Below are 16,925 nucleotides of genomic sequence, written 5' to 3' on the forward strand. Positions count from 1 at the left end.
CCCCTGCCCCTGTCCTGTCCGTGCGGAGTATATCGGCGATCAGCGGTTTCCTAGCTGCAGCGCGATAGGTTGGGCTGAGCCTGCGATGCCTAACATATGGATGTGCGATGCGTACGGTGTTGGGCTTCACTTCGTTCACCCCAACCTATGAGGCGGCAGGCCCGGCCTTGTCGGAAGAAGCGGAAAATGGCGGCGCGGTACAATGGCCGCATGACGTCCCCCCCGATTCTCCACGAAACCCTGCGCCTGTCCGTCGCCCCGATGATGGACTGGACAGATACGCATTGCCGCGTGTTCCACCGGCTGCTGGCGCCGAATGCGCGCCTGTATACCGAGATGGTGCACGCGCAGGCGGTGATCCATGGCGACCGTGATCGGCTGCTGGGCTTCGATACCGTGGAGCACCCCGTCGCCGTGCAGCTGGGAGGCAGCGAGCCGGCACACCTGGCGCAGGCGGCGCGTATCGCCCAGGACTGGGGCTACGACGAGGTGAACCTCAACGTCGGCTGCCCGTCGGACCGCGTGCAGGCCGGGCGTTTCGGTGCCTGCCTGATGAAGGAGCCCGCGCTGGTGGCCGAGTGCGTGGCGGCGATGATCGATGCCGTCGACATCCCTGTCACCGTGAAGTGCCGCCTGGGCGTGGACGAGCAGGAGGACTACGACCTCTTCCGCGCCTTCATCGATACCGTGGCGGCCACCGGCTGCAACGTGTTCTTCGTGCACGCGCGCAAGGCCTGGTTGCAGGGCCTGTCACCGAAGGAGAACCGCGAGATCCCGCCGCTGCGCTACGACTGGGCCTACCGGCTCAAGCGCGAACGACCGGAACTGACGGTGGCGATCAACGGCGGCATCACCACGACCGCGCAGGTGCACGAGCACCTCCAGCACAGCGATGGCGTGATGATCGGCCGCGCGGCGTACCACGAGCCCTACGTGCTGCACGAGATGCAGGCTTCGCTGTTCGGTGGCGAGCCCGCGCCGCGCGCGGACCTGCTGCGCGCATGGCGCCCCTACGTCGAAGCCCAACTCGCGAAGGGTGTGGCACTGAAGCACCTGACCCGTCACGTGCTGGGCCTGTTCCATGCACAACCGGGCGGTCGCGCGTTCCGGCAGGTCCTCAGCGAAGGCGCACACAAGCCCGGTGCGGACTGGTCGCTGGTGGAGCAGGCACTGGCGGCGACCCAACGCGAACTGCGGCCGGCGGCCTGAGCGATGATCACGCGCGACATCGACGCTTTCATCGCCGTTGCGTGCACGTTGAAGCCGGACTTCGGCCCCGCGACGGCGCGGGCGGCGTTCCTGGTGTCGCCGGACGGCTTCGTCCGGGCGGAGCAGTCGGCGCAGGACAACCGCTACATGGCCGACCCGGGGGCGTTCGACGCGGACGCCGCGTTGCGCGAGCACCATGCGCTGCACCGCGCGCTGTCGCAGGAACTGCCCGTGGTCTGCTTCCCGGGCAGCGAGGCCACGCCGGACGCGGTGTTCCCCAACAACGTCTTCGCCACGACCCAGGTCGATGGCGAGCCGCGGCTGATCGTCGGCCGCATGCGCCATCCTGTACGCCAGCGGGAAGCGGAACGGCCGGACATCCGGGGTTACTTCCGCGACCTGCTGGGCTATGCGGAGACCGACCTGTCCGGCCAGACACACCCCTGCGAGCTGACCGGCGCGCTGGTCATCGACCGCGCGCGCGGTATCGGCTTCTGCGGCCTGTCCGAGCGCTGCGACGAAGCCGGCGCGGCGCTGATGCATGCGGCGTTCGGGCTGCGGGTCACGCTGATGTTCGACCTGGCGCCCGGGGAGTACCACACCAACGTGCTGCTCGCCGTGCTGGCCGGCCGGGCGGCCCTGGTGTGTCCGCACGCGCTGCAGGGCGATGTCTCCCGCGCCCTGCATGCGCTGTACGGGCCGCATGTCGTGACGCTGTCGCGGGCCGAGCAGGCGGCCTTCGCCGGCAATGCGATCGCCCTGACGGACCGGTCTGTCTGGATGAGCCGGCAGGCTCACCACCGCCTCGCGGAAGCGTCCCGCCGCCAGTTGGAAGAGGGCGCGGGTTTCTCGGTCCGCAGCGTACCGCTGGAGGCCATCGAGGCCGGCGGCGGGTCGCTAAGGTGTTGTGTGGCCGAGATTTTCTGACCATTCAGCTGCCTGAATGGGGCCCTCCGGGCTGTGGATAAATTCAGAACGGATTCACCGCCGGGGGCCAAGACTCTGCCTCCATATCCACAGAGGCGGTTTCGGGCTTCGTTCAGTTTCGCGATCCCAGTTCCGTTACGATTCCGTTATGCGCTTTCGTACTCCCCTTCTCGCCGCTGTCGCCCTGGCCGCCCTCGTTTCCGTCGCTGGAGCCGCGGGTGCGTGGGCGCAGGATGAGCAGGGTGGCCCGCCCTCGCGCGAGCGGGCGTTCCCGCGGGCCGAAGAGCGCGCGCATCGTTCGTCGATGTCCGACTCGGTGCGGCGCGTACGCAACGAAACCGGCGGGCAGGTGCTGAGCGTCGAGCGCATGCAGTACGACGGTCGCGAGATCAACCGGGTGAAGTACGTGGACGACCGCGGACGGGTACGTGTCATGGACGATGCCGGCCCCGCCCGACGCGGTGCCGATGCGCCGGCGCGTCCGCGTCGTGACATGACCCCGCCTCCACGCGGCGATAACCCCCCGCGCCCGTAGTCTTACGTAGAATCACGGCTCACACGAGCACGTCCCGCGCGGCCTGGCGCCGCGCCGCATTCCAAGGAGAGTCCATGCGTATCCTGCTGGTCGAAGATGAAGCCCCCCTGCGTGAAACCCTTGCCGCGCGCCTGAAGCGCGAAGGCTTCGCGGTGGACGCGGCCCAGGACGGCGAGGAAGGTCTGTACATGGGTCGCGAAGTGCCGTTCGACGTGGGCATCATCGACCTCGGCCTGCCTAAGATGTCGGGCATGGAGCTCATCAAGGCCCTGCGCGACGAGGGCAAGAAGTTCCCGGTGCTGATCCTGACCGCGCGCAGCAGCTGGCAGGACAAGGTCGAGGGCCTGAAGCAGGGCGCCGACGACTATCTGGTGAAGCCGTTCCATGTCGAGGAACTGCTGGCCCGCGTCAACGCGCTGCTGCGTCGCGCCGCCGGCTGGAGCAAGCCCACGCTGGAATGCGGTCCGGTCGCCCTCGACCTGGCGGCGCAGACCGTCAGCGTCAACGGCAGCAACGTGGACCTGACCAGCTACGAGTACAAGGTGCTCGAATACCTGATGATGCACGCGGGCGAACTGGTCTCGAAAGCCGACCTGACCGAGCACATCTACCAGCAGGATTTCGACCGCGATTCCAACGTGCTGGAAGTCTTCATCGGCCGCCTGCGCAAGAAGCTGGACCCGGACGGCGAACTGAAGCCGATCGAAACCGTGCGCGGCCGCGGCTACCGCTTCGCCATCCCGCGCAGCGGCGAAGGCTGATGCATCGCGCCGGCATCGCCTGCACTTGATGCCCGCGCCCCCCGCCGGCGCCGCAGCTTCCGCCCCCGTCGGCCGTGACCGGTTCGACGGGTGGCGGCCGCGTTCGTTGCGTGCGCGCCAGTTGCTGGCGGCCAGTCTGGCACTGCTGGCGTTCCTCGCCCTGGCCGGTTACGCGCTGGACCGCGCCTTCGTGGATACCGCCGAAGACAACCTGCGCCAGCGCCTGAAGAGTTACGCGCTGTACTACACCGACAAGGTGGAATTCGGCCGCAACGGCACGCTCATCCCGCCGTACAACACGCCCGATCCGCGTTTCGACATGCCCGACAGCGGCATGTATGCGCAGGTGGTGCTGCAGGGCGTGCCGCCGTGGGGGTCCAATTCCACGCTCGGCCCCGAGCTTCCGGTGCCGCAGCTGCTGGGAGCGCTGGAGGAGTCGTTCGAGGGGCCGTTGCCGATCCGCCGCGCCGACGGCAGCGAGAGCCAGGCCTACCGGTACGGCGTGGGATACGCCTGGCCTGCGACCCACCAGCACGCCGAGATCCCCTACAGCATCTATATCCTGGAGGACGCGCAGGCGCTGAGTGCACAGATCCGCGTGTTCCGCGGCTCGCTGTGGGTCTATCTGGGCGGCGCGGGCGTCATCCTGCTGCTGCTGCAGATGCTGGTGCTGCGCTGGAGCCTGCGTCCGCTGCGGCGCGTGATCTTCGAACTCAGCCGCGTGCAGCGCGGCGAACTGTCCGGGATGACCGAAAGCCATCCGCGCGAGCTGGAGCCGCTGACCGACAGCATCAACGCCTTCATCGAGAGCGAACGCGAGAACCTGGAGCGCCAGCGCAACACCCTGGCCGATCTGGCGCACAGCCTGAAGACACCCATCGCGGTGCTGCGCACGCAACTGGACAACACCGCCGATCCGGATGCGTTGCGGCAGGAGCTGGACGTGCAGCTCAAGCGGATGAACAACCTGGTGTCGTACCAGCTGGCGCGTGCGGCTTCCAGCGGGCACAAACTGTTCTCCGCGGCGGTCGAGATCGAGCCCCACGCCGAAGAGATCGTGCGCGGCCTGGAGAAGGTCTACGCGTCAAAGGGTGTGATCTGCGAGTTCGAGATCGACCCGCGCGCACGCTTCCACGGCGAGACCGGCGACCTGCAGGAACTGATGGGCAACCTGCTGGAGAACGCCTTCAAGTGGGCGCGCTCGCGGGTGCTGCTGACGGTGGAGGTGGGTGCTACCGCACCGCAACGGCGTGCGGGCCTGTTCCTGGCGGTGGACGATGACGGTCCCGGCATCGCCGAGGACGATGTGGCCAAAGTGCTGCAGCGCGGCGTGCGCGGCGACGAGCGCGTGCAGGGTCACGGCATCGGCCTGTCGATCGTGCAGGACCTGATCCGCGACTACCGCGGCGAGCTGCAGGTGAAGCGTTCGGAAGAACTGGGTGGCGCCCGCTTCGAGGTGCGCCTGCCGCCGGGTCTGTAGGGGTGCCGCGGAGCGCCTGCGGCGCGTCCGCGATCAGGCGGCGAACGGCGACGGTCCGTAGAACCTGCGCAGGTGCCCGGCTACCGCCGGCATCGATCCGGCCAGCACGTCCGGGGCGGAGAAGTGGTACTCGGTGACGACCGCGAAGAACTCCTCGGGCGCTTCGGCGGCATACGGATCGATCGCGGTCTCGCGCCCCAGGTCCACCTGCATGCAGAAGTCGTCGTAGGCGCGCTGGAAGTCGCGCGCCCAACGGCCGTGCCAGGCGTCGGGCAGCGGCGGCGTGCCGTCGAGTTCGCCGTCCAGCACATCCAGCTTGTGTGCCATCTCGTGCACGGCCACGCAGAAGCCCGCATCGGGCTCGGCCAGGTCGGCCTGCACGTCGGCCCAGGACAGGATCAGCGGCCCCTGGTCCCAGGCTTCGCCGGCCAGGTCGTCTTCCCATTCGTGGAGGACACCGGCCGCATCGGTGTGCGTGCGCCGTACGCGGAAGGCGTCCGGGTAGACGATCAGCTGCGACCAGCCGCGCAGTCCCGCTTCGCCGAACTCCAGCAGCGGCAGGCAGCACAGCGCCGCCAGTTGCAGGCGTTGACCGTCGTCCAGGTCCAGCCCGGCCAGCGGCGTGATCGTCTTCTGGTGCAGGAAGCGTGCGGCCAGCCCGCGCAGGCGATCCGCGCGGGCGTCGTCGAGGGCCGATACCCAGGGCGTTCCGGCGCGCATGGCGCGCCAGAGGGTTTCGTCAACGGACGGGGCGGGGCGCCGCAGGCGGCGCAGCAGGCCGATCACCGGGTGTTGCCGTCCGCGTCAGCGGAACATGCCCGGCAGGAAGCTGTGCCACTTCGAACCACGACTGCGCGGCAGCGGCGTCTCGTCGTCGTCGCCACCTCCGCGCGGGGACGGGGACAGCACGGCGGCAGGGGCGGCGTACTTGCTGCGGACCGCCGTGGCACGCGCCCGACGCGCATCCGGCGCGGCCGGTATGGTGTCGGCTGCGCGCTCAGGGACCGCGCGGTCGCTCAGATCCTGGCAACTGGTGGACGCGTCATTGGCGATGCCGCGGCCGTTCTGGGCGAGCACGGCCGCCGAGGCACCGAGAAGCATCAGGGCAAGGCTGGCGCGAAGCATCGGAGGGACTCCTGTCGGTCGGGTACAGCGGCCAGGGAACACCGCCGACTATAGCCTGAATGGCATCCGCCGGCACCCATCCGACCGTTCCGTGCGACGAAACGCGGGCCTGCGGCGACGGATCGAGGAAAAGCCGGCATCGGCTGCTGCGACGCAGCAGCTGGGTCGGACCGCTTGCGGCAGACTGCGCGCATGCCCGAACCCCAGAACCGCCCACTGACCGCACCCGCCCTGCGCCTGGCGCTGATCGCCGGCGCCAGGCGGGTCATCGCCGCGCGCGACGGACTGAACCGCATCAACGTGTTCCCCGTGGCCGACGGCGACACCGGCAACAACCTTGCATCGACCCTGGGCAGCGTGCTGAACGGGGCGCTCAGCCAACCCAGCCAGCACGCCGGCGACCTGCTGAGCCGCGTCGGCAACGATGCCATCGACGGTGCGCGCGGCAACTCCGGCGCGATCCTGGCGCAGTTCCTGTATGGGGTGGCCGAGCGCGTGCGGACCCTGCCGGAGCTGGACAGCCGCTCGCTCGCCGCGGCCGTCCGCCAGGGCGCGCAAAGCGCCCGCCAGGCCTTGGCGCAGCCGGTGGAAGGCACCATCCTCAGCGTCATCTCGGCGTTCGCCGACGAACTGGAGGCCGCCGCGGGCGAAGTCGATGCCCCGGCCGATACGCGCAGCGGCTTCGCACGTGCGCTGGACCGTGCGCGCCGCGCGCTGGCCGACACCCCACGGCAGATGGCGCTGCTGCAGAAGGCGGGCGTGGTGGACGCGGGCGCGCAGGGATTCGTCGACCTGCTCGAAGGCATCGCCGAGTTCGTCGAGGGCGGGCCCCGCGCCGTGCGCATGCGCGGCAGCGCGCCACCGGCCGCGAACGATGCCACCGATCCGCTCGGTCATGACCACGACATCGATCCGGCGCGTCGCTGGTGCACCGAATGCCTGCTGCTGGGCGAAGGACTGGACCGGGAACGTCTTCGTACCGCATTGGAAGCGGTGGGCGCGGACTCCATCGTGATCGCAGGCGGCGCGTCGCGGTTGCGCGTGCATGCGCATACGGGATCGCCGCAGGCATTGTTCGACGCCTGCGCGGCGCAGGGCCAGGTCGAAGGCATGAAGGCCGACGACATGGTCCGCCAGCAGACCACCGCCGGATTGGCCCAGTCGCTGGTGATCGTCACCGACAGCGCGGCCGACCTGCCGGAGGACATCGCCGAGCGCTACGCCATCGGCGTGGTGCCGGCGCGCGTGGATCTGGATGGGCGCGACTACCTGGACAAGGTGGGCCTGTCCACGGCCGAGTTCTACCGGCGCATGGCGGCCTCGCGCCAGCTGCCCCGCACCAGCCAGCCGCCGCCGGGGGATTTCCGTCGGCAGTTCGAGCTCTCGCTCGCGCACCATGCGCGCGTGCTGTACGTGGGCCTGTCGCGCGCGCTGTCCGGCACGCTTCAGTCGGGCGAGCACGCCGCGGCACGCGACCCCGGAGCGCGCGTGCGCGTGTTCGACACCGTCAATGCCGCATGCGGGCAGGCGCTGCTGGTCTGGCGCGCGGCGGAACTCGCCGCACAGGGGCAGGGCGAGAGCGAGGTGGTGGCGGAACTGGAGCGCCTTCGCCCGCTCACGCGGATGTGGGCGATCGCGCCGGACATCTCGCACGCGGTGCGTGGCGGACGCATTCCGCGCTGGGCCGCGCCGATCGCACGCCTGACGGCGTTGACCCCCATGGCGAAGATGAGCGCGGACGGCCGGATGGTCGTGGCGGGTCTGCTGCTCACGCGTGCGAACGCGCCGGAAGCGTTCGCACGGCGGGTCGCACGGGCATTGCCGGGCGGCCGGCGCTGGCGTCTGATCGTGGGCCACTGCGATGCGCGGCCGGATGCGGAGCGCCTGCTGGCCGCGTTGCGCACGCGTCTGGATATTTGCGAGGACCGGTTGGTGGAAACCGGCGCGGCCATCGGCGCGCATGCGGGACCGGGTGCGCTGATCGTGGCCGTGCAGCCGGCCCCGGATGGCTGAGCGCGCCGGCACCTGGCCCATAATGGCGCCATGCTGATCGTCTGCTTCCTGTTGCTGCTGGCCTACCTGTCGGGGTCCGTCTCCGGCAGCCTGACCCTGGGCCGCCTGCGTGGCGTGGACATCCGCACGCAGGGCAGCGGCAACGCGGGTGGCACCAATGCATTCCGTACCCAGGGCGCGAAGTTCGCCCTGGGTGTGGTGCTGATCGACATCGGCAAGGGTGCGCTGGCGGCGTGGCTCGCGCTGCGGTTCGCGCCGGCGGAGGGTGTGCTGCCCGTGCGCACGGTCGCGTGGCTGGCCGTTCTGGCGGCCGCGCTGGGCCACGTGTGGCCACTGTGGCACGGGTTCCGCGGCGGCAAGGGTGTGGGTACGTTGCTGGGTGGCGTTGCGGTCCTCTGGCCGGTCGCGTTGTTGCCGTTGTTCCTGGTGTGGGTGTGCGTGCTGGTCGCCAGCGGTTACGTCGGGCTCGCCTCCATCATCGCCACGGCCTGCCTGCTGCCGTTGGCCGTGTGGCTGAGAGCGGATGTCGCCACGCAGGCCTTCGCGGCAGTGGCGGCGCTGCTGGTGCTGTTCACCCATCGCGCCAACGTGCAGCGTCTGCGCGCGGGCACCGAGTCGCGCTTCGAGCGCGTGCGCTTCTGGCGCCGTCGCGCATGAGCGGCGAGCGCGACCTGCTGGTGCGTCTTGCGGAAGGACCGGTCTCCGGCGATGCGCTAGCACGTGCCGTCGGGCAGACGCGCGCGGCGGTATGGAAGCGTATCGAAACCCTGCGCGAGGGGGGTGTACGCATCGATGCGCGGCCGGGCCGGGGCTACGCTCTCGCGGCGCCGGTCGAACTGCTGGAATCGCAACGCATTCTCGCGCGGATGCGGCAGGCAGGTTCGGTGTCGGCCCTCGACGTGGCATGGTCGCTGGACTCCACCAACAGCGAACTCCTGCGCCGCAAGGCGCCCGCGCAGGGCGCCGCGGTGTTGCTGGCCGAACAGCAGACCGGCGGGCGCGGACGACGCGGCCGGCATTGGGCATCGCCGATCGCGGCGAACCTGTACCTGTCGGTGTCCCGGCAGTTTTCTGGCGGCCTCGCACGGTTGGGCGGCCTGAGTCTGGTGGTCGGTGTGGCCGTCGCCGAAGCGCTCCGGCAGGCGGGCTACGACGGCGTCGGCGTGAAGTGGCCCAACGATCTGCTGGCCGGTGGCGCCAAGCTGGGCGGCATCCTGGTGGAAGGCGGGGGCGAGCATGCCGGGCCGGCGCGCGCGGTGATCGGCATCGGCCTGAATGTGCGCATGCCTGCCGACTTCGCCGCCACGATCGACCAGGCCTGGACCGATCTCGCGCGCCTGGGTGTGGATGCGCCTTCGCGCAACGCGCTGGCCGCCTGCCTGCTGGATGCCTTGCTGCCGGCGCTGGACCTGTTCGACGACGAGGGTCTGTCGCCCTTCCTGGCACGCTACGCCGCGCTCGATGTGCTGGCGGGTCGCGCCGTGACCGTGCATGGCGCGCAGGGCGACGAACACGGGATCGCCGACGGCATCGGCGAGGATGGCGCGCTGCGCGTGCGCATGGGGCAGGCCGTGCGCCGGGTGCATGCGGGCGATGTCAGCGTGAGGGCCTCATGACGCAGTGGGTATTCGACCTGGGCAACTCCCGGATGAAATGCGCGCCGCTGCAGGCGGACGGTCGCCTGGGCGAGGTGCGGGCGCTCGGTTACGGCGACGACGTCGCGGGCGCACTCGATGACGCCGTTCCCGCCGCGGTCACCGGCGAAGCGGCCTCCGCCGTCTTGGCCAGCGTCGCGTCGCCAGCGCGCACGGCGGCGGCGGTGGACTGGCTGACCCGCCGTTTCGGCTGCATCTCCATCGTGCGTACGCAGCCGACGCTGGCGGGCGTGCGTATCGCCTATGCCGATCCTGCGCGCCTGGGCGTGGACAGGCTCCTGGCCTTGCTGGCTGCGCATGCGCGCGGCACGCGGGCCTGGCTGGTGGTCGGCGTGGGCACCGCGGTGACCATCGACCTGCTGGACGCGCAGGGTCGTCATCACGGGGGGCGCATCGCGCCTTCCCCCCGGCTGATGCGCGAGGCGCTGCAGCAGGCGGCGGCGCAGCTGCCGGCCCAGGGGGGCGACTATCTGGAATTCGCCGCCGACACCCGCGATGCGTTGGCGTCCGGCTGCGAGGGGGCGGCGCTGGGGTTGATCGAACGTAGCCTGGCGCAGGCCGAACAGCGGCTGGGCGAGCGCCCCGCGTTGCTGCTGCATGGCGGCGGCGCAGGGGAGCTGGCGTCGCACCTGGACCACGCCATGCTTGCGCCTTCGCTGGTGCTGGAAGGCGTGGCCCTCTGGGCACGGCTCGGTGCCGACGGCTGAGCACGGCTAGAATCGGTGCATGCTGATCCGCGCCCTGATCGTCCTGTTGGTGGTGTTGAACCTGGGAGCTGCCGCCTGGTGGCTGACCCGTCCCGCGCCGACGCCGCCAGCAGAGCCCGCACTGCCCGCGGGTGTGGCTCGCCTGCAACTGGTGAATGAAGCCCCGTCGATGCCGACGCAGGCGCCGGTCCCGCAAGCGCGCGATGCGGTGCCGCCTGCCGCCCTGGCCGCATGCTTCAGCCTGGGGCCCTATACCCGCGAGTCCTCGGCCCTGCAGGCACAGGCGGCCCTGGCCGGCCGGCTCCTGCACGCGCGCCTGCGCGAAGTTCCCGGCGCCGGCACCGGGGGATACCAGGTGGTGATGCCGCCTGCGGCATCGCTGGAGGAAGCGCAGGCGACGGCGGGCCGCATCGGCGCGGCCGGCTTCGACGATTTCCTGGTCGTGCGCCAGGGCGAGCAGGCCAACGGCATCGCCCTGGGCCGTTACCGCAGTCGCGAAGCGGCGGAACGTCGCCTGACGCAGTTGCTGGCCGCCGGTTTCCCCGCGCAGATGCAGCCCGTGGGACGTGCGGGCCCCAGCCTGTGGTGGCTGGATGCGGGCGCGGCCGCCGGCGCAGACGTGGACGCGCTGGCGCGCTTGGCATCCAGCGGCGCGCCGCAGCCGCTCGAATGCGCTGCGCTGCGCTAGAATTGCCGCCCACGCCGCTTTAGCTCAGCTGGTAGAGCAACCGCCTTGTAAGCGGTAGGTCATCCGTTCGATTCGGATAAGCGGCACCATCAAGACCTGCCACGCGCTCCGCGTGTTGCGATGCCACAGGGCCGTCATCGCCTCCGGCTTAGACTGTGCGCCTGTTTTCCGCAGGACGTATCCATGAGTCGAACCTTTCCCCCCGTGTCCCTGATCGGCGTGCCCACCGACGTCGGTGCCGGCCATCGCGGTGCGCGCATGGGACCCGATGCGTTGCGTATCGCAGGTCTGGGCGAGGCGCTGCTGGCGCGCGGCGTGGATGTGATCGACACCGGCAACGTGCAGGGGCCGGCCAATCCGTGGACCGGGCCGGTCGACGGCTATCGCCATCTGGATGAAGTCGTGGCCTGGAACCGCGCCGTCATGGACGCGACGGCGGCCGAACTGGCACGTGGACGCCTGCCGATCATGATGGGCGGCGACCACTGCCTGGCGATGGGCTCGATCACCGCCGTGGCGCGCCATTGCCGGCAGGCCGGCAGGAAGCTGCGCGTGCTCTGGCTGGACGCGCACTCGGACTTCAACACCAGCGAGGTCACGCCGTCGGGCAACATCCACGGGATGCCCGTGGCCTGCCTGTGCGGCATCGGCCCGGATGCGCTGACGAAACTCGGCGGCGACGCCCCGGCCATCACCCCGGCGATGGTCCGGCAGATCGGCATCCGTTCGGTCGATCCCGAAGAAAAGAAGCTGATCAAGGACCACAGGGTCGACGTGTACGACATGCGCTACATCGACGAGGTCGGCATGAAGCGCACCGTGGAAGCCGCGCTGGAGGGCATGGATGCCGACACCCATCTGCACGTCAGCTTCGACGTGGATTTCCTGGATCCCAGCATCGCGCCGGGCGTGGGCACCACGGTACCCGGCGGTCCCAATTACCGCGAGGCGCAGCTGGTGATGGAGATGATCGCCGACACCGGCCTGATGGGCTCGCTGGACATCGTCGAACTCAACCCCGTGCTGGACCGGCGCAACCGTACCGCCAAGCTCACGGTGGACTTGGTGGAGAGCCTGTTCGGCAAGTCCACCCTGATGCGCGACTGAGTCGGGCGGGGCAGGAAAACTGCGACTGAACGGGTCGCTGCGGACTTCACGCGCCCTATACGGCGCCGCGTCGAAGGTGGACGCACACGCCGCCGCGGAGTGGGACGCACCCGCGACGGCACCGCTATCCACCAAGGAGAAGACCCATGAAGCGTGCGATGACCCTGCTGATGCTGGCCCTGTTCTCGACGGCCGTCCTGTCCGGTTGCAACACCATGGCCGGCGCCGGCAAGGACGTCCAGAAGGTCGGCGAGAAGGTCGAGGACAAGGCCCAGGACTGCAAGGACGGCAAGTGCTAAGCCGGCGGACCTGACGCCTCGTCCGCGACAGCCTGAGCAAGGGCCGGGGTAGCTCCCCGGCCCTTGTTCGTTCCTGCGTGGTCAGCCGCCAGCCAGTATGGTTGAATCAGACTGCGCGGCCGGTCCGGTGCGGACCGCCGGCCGCTGACCGTGAATACCGTCCACAGGAGTCGCCCATGAAGCGTTTCGTCGCGTTGATGCTGTTGTCCCTGTTCTCCGTCGCCGTGCTGTCCGGCTGCAACACCGTCAAGGGGTTCGGCAAGGACGTGCAGAAGGTCGGCGAGAAGGTCGAGGAATCCTCGGGCAAGTGACCCGCGGCTTCCGGTGAATGGACGGGCCGCATCGCGGCCCGTTTCCATTTCAGCGCGTGTCAACCGTCCTGCGCCTCGTCATGCCGCTGAACCATTCAGCGTCTTCTAATGGCGCGTTGACGCGCAGTTGATCAGATGGGAACGCACGGCCTGCGACGCTGCGCACGCGGCAACCCCCTGCCGCGAAACACGAAGAGGAAACGCCATGAACCAGGACGTCATCGCCGGCAACTGGAAGCAGCTGAAGGGCAGGATCCAGGCCAAGTGGGGCGATCTCACCGACGACGATTTCAAGGTGGCCCAGGGCAATGCGGAGTATCTGGAGGGCCGGTTGCAGGAGCGCTACGGCTACGACCGTGATCGCGCGCATACCGAAGTCGAGGATTTCCAGCGCACCTTGCGTTCGGACAAATCCATGAACCATTGACCGGCTGATGCCGCGTCGAGCAGGACGGGCCGCCTCGCGCGGCCCGTCTGCGTTTTCGCGCTCAACGATAGCGCGGCGGATCGGCGACAAAGCCGCCGGGGAACGCGGAAGGCGCGTTCTCGCGCCAGATCGGACCATGGCGCCGCGGTACAACGCCGAGCGCCACCAGGCGACGATAGTCGTCGTAGCGCACTTCGCTCACCTGCTCCGGCTGGCGGGTCGCGCGTTCGAAACCCGTGCGCGAGGTCGGGGCCCATTCGCGGTCCCCGTGCCCGGTGCCGATGCTCTGCTGGCGCATGGATTCTTCGGCCGCAAGGCCACGTGACGTGTCTGCGGGCGCGGCGGCGGCGTCATTGGCTTCGCCACGCTTCTCCATCCGTCCACGCGCGATCGGCGGCGGCGTGTACTGCGGATAGTGGGTGCGGGCTTCGCGGAACGCCGCTACGCCGATCACACCGACGTTGCGCGGCCGGCCGGTACGTGCGGCGTAGCTGTCGCCGAGGTCGGTGAAGACGAACTGCGCCACGTCGTGCATCGACTTGCGCCAGCCGTTGATCTCCGTTGTTTGCCACGGTTCCAGCACGTAGCCGGCCTGCGAGGGGTGCGCAGTCTGGCCCGTGATCGCGTTGACCCCATCGACCGACAGCACGACGAGCACGCGCTCGCCGGTGGTGTTGGTCAGGCGGACGCTGTAGCGATGGCCGGGCGAACCGGCCACCCAGACATCGCCTTGGTGGGGATGTTGGGACAGCCATTCGCCGGTGTCGCGGTCGACCACGCTGACGTCCACTAGGGGGCGGGCATGGGACGGGGCGCACGCGGCGAGCAACGCCAGCGTGGCCAGGGAAGCAAGGAAGCGATGCAGCATGTCCGTTCTCCAGGTGGGGACGATGCTGGGAACGGACGGCCCATGGCAGTGGGGTTGCCGGGGACGGCGACATCTACGCCGGTTAAGCGGCCAGTGGAGCGTGCCTGCGACGCCGTGTCGCACGGCCCCGCCGGCAACGCCTGGCCCCAGCCGGTAAACTTGCCCCTTTCCCGCATTCCCCAGCTTCGCACATGACCACCCGCGTCCTTACCGGCATCACTACCTCGGGCACCCCGCATCTGGGCAACTACGTCGGCGCCGTGCGCCCCGCCGTGGCCGCCAGCCGTGCCGCGGACACGGAGAGCTTCTACTTCCTGGCCGACCTGCACAGCCTGATCAAGGCCCAGGACCCGGCGCGCACCCAGCGCTCCACGCTGGAGATCGCGGCGACCTGGCTGGCCTGCGGCCTGGAGCCGGACAAGGTCTGGTTCTACCGCCAGAGCGACGTGCCCGAAATCACCGAGTTGACCTGGTTCCTGACCTGCGTGGCGGGCAAGGGCATCCTCAACCGTGCCCACGCCTACAAGGCCGCGGTGGACAAGAACGTCGCCGAGGGCGAAGACCCGGATGCCGGCGTCAGCGCGGGGCTGTTCATGTATCCGGTGCTGATGGCGGCGGACATCCTGATCTTCAACGCGCACCAGGTACCGGTGGGCCGCGACCAGATCCAGCACATCGAGATGGCGCGCGACTTCGGCCAGCGCTTCAACCACGTCTACGGCAAGGCGTATTTCACCCTGCCGGAAGCGCTGATCGACGACAACGTGGCCACGCTGCCCGGCCTGGACGGGCGCAAGATGAGCAAGAGCTACCACAACACCATTCCGCTGTTCGCACCACGCGAGGAACTGAAGAAGCTGGTGTTCTCCATCCTGACCGACTCGCGCGGCCCCGGCGAGCCGAAGGACACCGAGGGTTCGGCCCTGTTCCAGCTGTACCAGGCCTTCGGCAGCACCGAGGAAACGCGCGCGTTCGCGCAGAAGTTCGCCGACGGCATCAGCTGGGGCGATGCCAAGCAGCAGCTGTTCGAACGCATCGATGCGGAAATCGCGCCGCTGCGCGAGAAGTACGAAGCGCTGATGGCCAGGCCGGCCGACATCGAAGCCATCCTGCGCGATGGCGCCCGTCGCCTGCGCGAGCGCTATGCCACGCCGCTGCTGGCCGAGCTTCGCCATGCGGTGGGCCTGCGTGACCTCTCGCAGCAACCGGTGGTCGAGGCGAAGGCCACGGCATCGAAGGCCGCGCTGCCGGCGTTCAAGCAGTACCGCGATACCGACGGCCGCTTCTACTTCAAGCTCACGGACGCCGAGGGCAACGTGCTGGTGCAGAGCAACGGCTTCGATTCGCCGAAGGACGCCGGCAAGCTGATCGGCGTGCTGAAGCAGGCCGAGCAGGCCGATGCGATGGAGACGCCGGAGATCGTGCTGCAGGTTCCCGCCGGCGACGTGCTTGCGGCGTTGGCCGCGTTGCGCGCCGCGGAGGCCTGAGTCATGCCTTACCTCGCGGTCATCCTGTTCCTGCCCTGGTTCCTGTTGCTGGGATCGTTGTACTGGCTGTTCCCGCGCCAGCCGCGCACCGCACGCCGCAAGGGCTTCGATCTCGCGGCGCTGGTGGTGGCCTTCGTGCTCAGCTTCATCGGCATGCAGTGGGGGTATGCGCTGGGCGCGTCCGACGTCGGCACGGGCGCCATCTGGAAACAGGTGCTGGCCACGCTGGTGGCGTACGGCGCCTTCCTGTTCGTGCTGACACTGGCGGTACCGCTGCGCGGCTGGTGGCTGTCGCGCGGCTGAGCCGCGAGGACGGCGTGTTCCACCAAAGGCGGGTCGTGCCGGTGCGACGCGGGGACTAGAATCGGTCCATCCGTTCCCACACAGGCCCGCGGATGAGCCTCCACGGCATCCACACCATCGACACCGCGTTCCAGCGCGACCACTTCGACGCCGCCTACCTGATCGTCGAGGAAGGGCGGGGCGCATTCGTCGATTGCGGCACGAATCATTCGGTCCCGCACCTGTTGGCAGCCGTGCAGCAGGCGGGCATCACGCCCGCGGACATCGACCTGCTCATCGTCACCCACGTGCACCTGGACCATGCGGGCGGGGCTGGCTTGCTCATGCAGCAGTTGCCGAACGCCACCCTGGTCGTGCATCCGCGCGCCGCGCCGCACCTCATCGACCCGGAAAAGCTCATCGCCGGCGCCACCGCCGTCTATGGCGAAGAGGAAATGCAGCGCAGCTACGGCACCCTCCAACCCGTGCCGGAGGCGCGCGTGCGCGTGGTGGAGGACGGCGAGAAGGTGATGCTGGCGGGCCGCGCGCTGGAGTGCATCGATACGCCGGGCCACGCGCGCCACCATCACTGCATCTGGGACGCGCGCAGCCGCAGCTGGTTCACCGGGGACACGTTCGGGCTTTCGTATCGCGAGCTGGACGGGCCGCAGGGTGCCTTCATCCTGCCCACGACCACACCGGTGCAGTTCGAACCGCAGGCCCTGAAGGCCAGCATCGCGCGCATGGTGGAGCGTGCGCCCGAGGCGATGTACCTCACCCATTACGGGCCTGTATCCGATGTACCGCGCCTGGCGCAGTCGCTGTACGAACAGATCGATGCGATGGTGGCCATCGCCGACGCCTGCGACGGGCGCGCGGATCGCCATCGCTGCATCGCTGCCGCATTGTCGGCGCTGTACCTCGAGCGCGCCCATGCCCAGCAGGTGCCGCTGGCAGACGAGGACGTATTGCGCCTGCTGGCGATGGACATCGAGCTCAACGCGCAGGGCCTGGGCGTGTGGCTGGATCGTGGGCGGCCGTGAG

General features: G+C 69.4%; 19 protein-coding genes, 1 tRNA gene and 1 pseudogene. 18 read left to right on the forward strand and 3 right to left on the reverse strand.

Annotated elements, in window-relative coordinates; translation table 11 throughout:
- Positions 1-210 precede the first annotated feature (210 nt).
- The 5 genes from dusA to IAE60_RS06010 all read left to right on the forward strand — a co-directional run bounded on the left by dusA (position 211) and on the right by IAE60_RS06010 (position 4,912).
- On the forward strand, positions 211-1,209 hold the full coding sequence (gene dusA, locus IAE60_RS05990) for a tRNA dihydrouridine(20/20a) synthase DusA (RefSeq protein ID WP_187574241.1): 999 nt from the start codon (positions 211-213) through the stop codon (positions 1,207-1,209).
- 3 nt (positions 1,210-1,212) lie between these two features.
- Complete coding sequence (locus IAE60_RS05995) at positions 1,213-2,136, forward strand: arginine deiminase-related protein (RefSeq protein WP_187574242.1); 924 nt, start codon at positions 1,213-1,215, stop codon at positions 2,134-2,136.
- A 148-nt stretch (positions 2,137-2,284) separates the two neighbouring features.
- Positions 2,285-2,671 carry a hypothetical protein gene (locus tag IAE60_RS06000; protein ID WP_187574243.1) on the forward strand — a complete coding sequence of 129 codons (387 nt, stop codon included), beginning with the start codon at positions 2,285-2,287 and terminating at the stop codon, positions 2,669-2,671.
- 74 nt (positions 2,672-2,745) lie between these two features.
- On the forward strand, positions 2,746-3,432 hold the full coding sequence (locus tag IAE60_RS06005; protein ID WP_055937106.1) for a response regulator transcription factor: 687 nt from the start codon (positions 2,746-2,748) through the stop codon (positions 3,430-3,432).
- A 28-nt stretch (positions 3,433-3,460) separates the two neighbouring features.
- A complete protein-coding gene (locus IAE60_RS06010; protein ID WP_187574244.1) occupies positions 3,461-4,912 on the forward strand; it encodes an ATP-binding protein in 1,452 nt (483 codons plus the stop codon).
- Between the two features lie 33 nt (positions 4,913-4,945).
- Here the strand turns inward: IAE60_RS06010 and IAE60_RS06015 are convergent.
- Both IAE60_RS06015 and IAE60_RS06020 read right to left on the reverse strand, forming a co-directional pair.
- A pseudogene (locus IAE60_RS06015) lies at positions 4,946-5,750 on the reverse strand (M90 family metallopeptidase).
- Positions 5,717-6,037, reverse strand: coding sequence for a hypothetical protein (locus tag IAE60_RS06020; protein ID WP_162108016.1), 321 nt, complete (start codon positions 6,035-6,037; stop codon positions 5,717-5,719). The pseudogene IAE60_RS06015 and the gene IAE60_RS06020 overlap by 34 nt, the downstream one beginning before the upstream one ends.
- A 192-nt stretch (positions 6,038-6,229) precedes the next feature.
- Here IAE60_RS06020 and IAE60_RS06025 point away from each other — a divergent pair, with 192 nt between their 5' ends.
- The 10 genes from IAE60_RS06025 (at position 6,230) to IAE60_RS06070 (ending at position 13,244) form a co-directional block, all read left to right on the forward strand.
- Complete coding sequence (locus IAE60_RS06025) at positions 6,230-8,050, forward strand: DegV family protein (protein WP_187574246.1); 1,821 nt, start codon at positions 6,230-6,232, stop codon at positions 8,048-8,050.
- Positions 8,051-8,080: 30 nt separating this feature from the next.
- The gene (plsY, locus tag IAE60_RS06030) at positions 8,081-8,707 is read left to right on the forward strand and encodes a glycerol-3-phosphate 1-O-acyltransferase PlsY (RefSeq protein ID WP_187574247.1); all 627 of its coding nucleotides are present in this window, start codon (positions 8,081-8,083) and stop codon (positions 8,705-8,707) included.
- Entirely contained in the window at positions 8,704-9,666 is a 963-nt protein-coding gene (birA, locus tag IAE60_RS06035; protein WP_187574248.1) for a bifunctional biotin--[acetyl-CoA-carboxylase] ligase/biotin operon repressor BirA, read from the forward strand. The genes plsY and birA overlap by 4 nt, the downstream gene beginning before the upstream one ends.
- Complete coding sequence (locus IAE60_RS06040) at positions 9,663-10,412, forward strand: type III pantothenate kinase (RefSeq protein WP_187574249.1); 750 nt, start codon at positions 9,663-9,665, stop codon at positions 10,410-10,412. Before birA ends, IAE60_RS06040 begins: the two co-directional genes overlap by 4 nt.
- Positions 10,413-10,431: 19 nt before the next feature.
- On the forward strand, positions 10,432-11,100 hold the full coding sequence (locus tag IAE60_RS06045) for an SPOR domain-containing protein (RefSeq protein WP_187574250.1): 669 nt from the start codon (positions 10,432-10,434) through the stop codon (positions 11,098-11,100).
- Positions 11,101-11,113: 13 nt separating this feature from the next.
- Positions 11,114-11,189, forward strand: a tRNA-Thr gene (locus tag IAE60_RS06050).
- A gap of 94 nt (positions 11,190-11,283) precedes the next feature.
- Entirely contained in the window at positions 11,284-12,207 is a 924-nt protein-coding gene (rocF, locus tag IAE60_RS06055) for an arginase (RefSeq protein WP_162108121.1), read from the forward strand.
- A 146-nt stretch (positions 12,208-12,353) separates the two neighbouring features.
- Positions 12,354-12,506 carry an entericidin A/B family lipoprotein gene (locus tag IAE60_RS06060; RefSeq protein WP_056879413.1) on the forward strand — a complete coding sequence of 51 codons (153 nt, stop codon included), beginning with the start codon at positions 12,354-12,356 and terminating at the stop codon, positions 12,504-12,506.
- Between the two features lie 176 nt (positions 12,507-12,682).
- Positions 12,683-12,817, forward strand: a complete 135-nt coding sequence (locus IAE60_RS06065; protein ID WP_162108122.1) for an entericidin A/B family lipoprotein — start codon at positions 12,683-12,685, stop codon at positions 12,815-12,817.
- A gap of 205 nt (positions 12,818-13,022) precedes the next feature.
- Positions 13,023-13,244 (forward strand): CsbD family protein, encoded by a 222-nt coding sequence (locus tag IAE60_RS06070; protein WP_187574251.1) that lies wholly within the window; start codon positions 13,023-13,025, stop codon positions 13,242-13,244.
- A gap of 61 nt (positions 13,245-13,305) precedes the next feature.
- Here the strand turns inward: IAE60_RS06070 and IAE60_RS06075 are convergent, their stop codons facing one another.
- Positions 13,306-14,112 (reverse strand): hypothetical protein, encoded by an 807-nt coding sequence (locus IAE60_RS06075; RefSeq protein WP_187574252.1) that lies wholly within the window; start codon positions 14,110-14,112, stop codon positions 13,306-13,308.
- A gap of 191 nt (positions 14,113-14,303) precedes the next feature.
- On the opposite strand from IAE60_RS06075, the gene IAE60_RS06080 reads away from it, so the two are divergent.
- The 3 genes from IAE60_RS06080 to IAE60_RS06090 all read left to right on the forward strand — a co-directional run bounded on the left by IAE60_RS06080 (position 14,304) and on the right by IAE60_RS06090 (position 16,924).
- Positions 14,304-15,599, forward strand: a complete 1,296-nt coding sequence (locus tag IAE60_RS06080) for a tryptophan--tRNA ligase (protein ID WP_187574253.1) — start codon at positions 14,304-14,306, stop codon at positions 15,597-15,599.
- Positions 15,600-15,602: 3 nt separating this feature from the next.
- Entirely contained in the window at positions 15,603-15,902 is a 300-nt protein-coding gene (locus IAE60_RS06085) for a hypothetical protein (RefSeq protein ID WP_187574254.1), read from the forward strand.
- Between the two features lie 92 nt (positions 15,903-15,994).
- A complete protein-coding gene (locus tag IAE60_RS06090) occupies positions 15,995-16,924 on the forward strand; it encodes an MBL fold metallo-hydrolase (RefSeq protein WP_187574255.1) in 930 nt (309 codons plus the stop codon).
- The last annotated feature ends 1 nt before the right edge of the window (position 16,925 follow it).

Origin of the sequence: Pseudoxanthomonas mexicana, from assembly GCF_014397415.1 — a bacterium.
Taxonomy (GTDB): Bacteria; Pseudomonadota; Gammaproteobacteria; order Xanthomonadales; family Xanthomonadaceae; genus Pseudoxanthomonas_A; species Pseudoxanthomonas_A mexicana.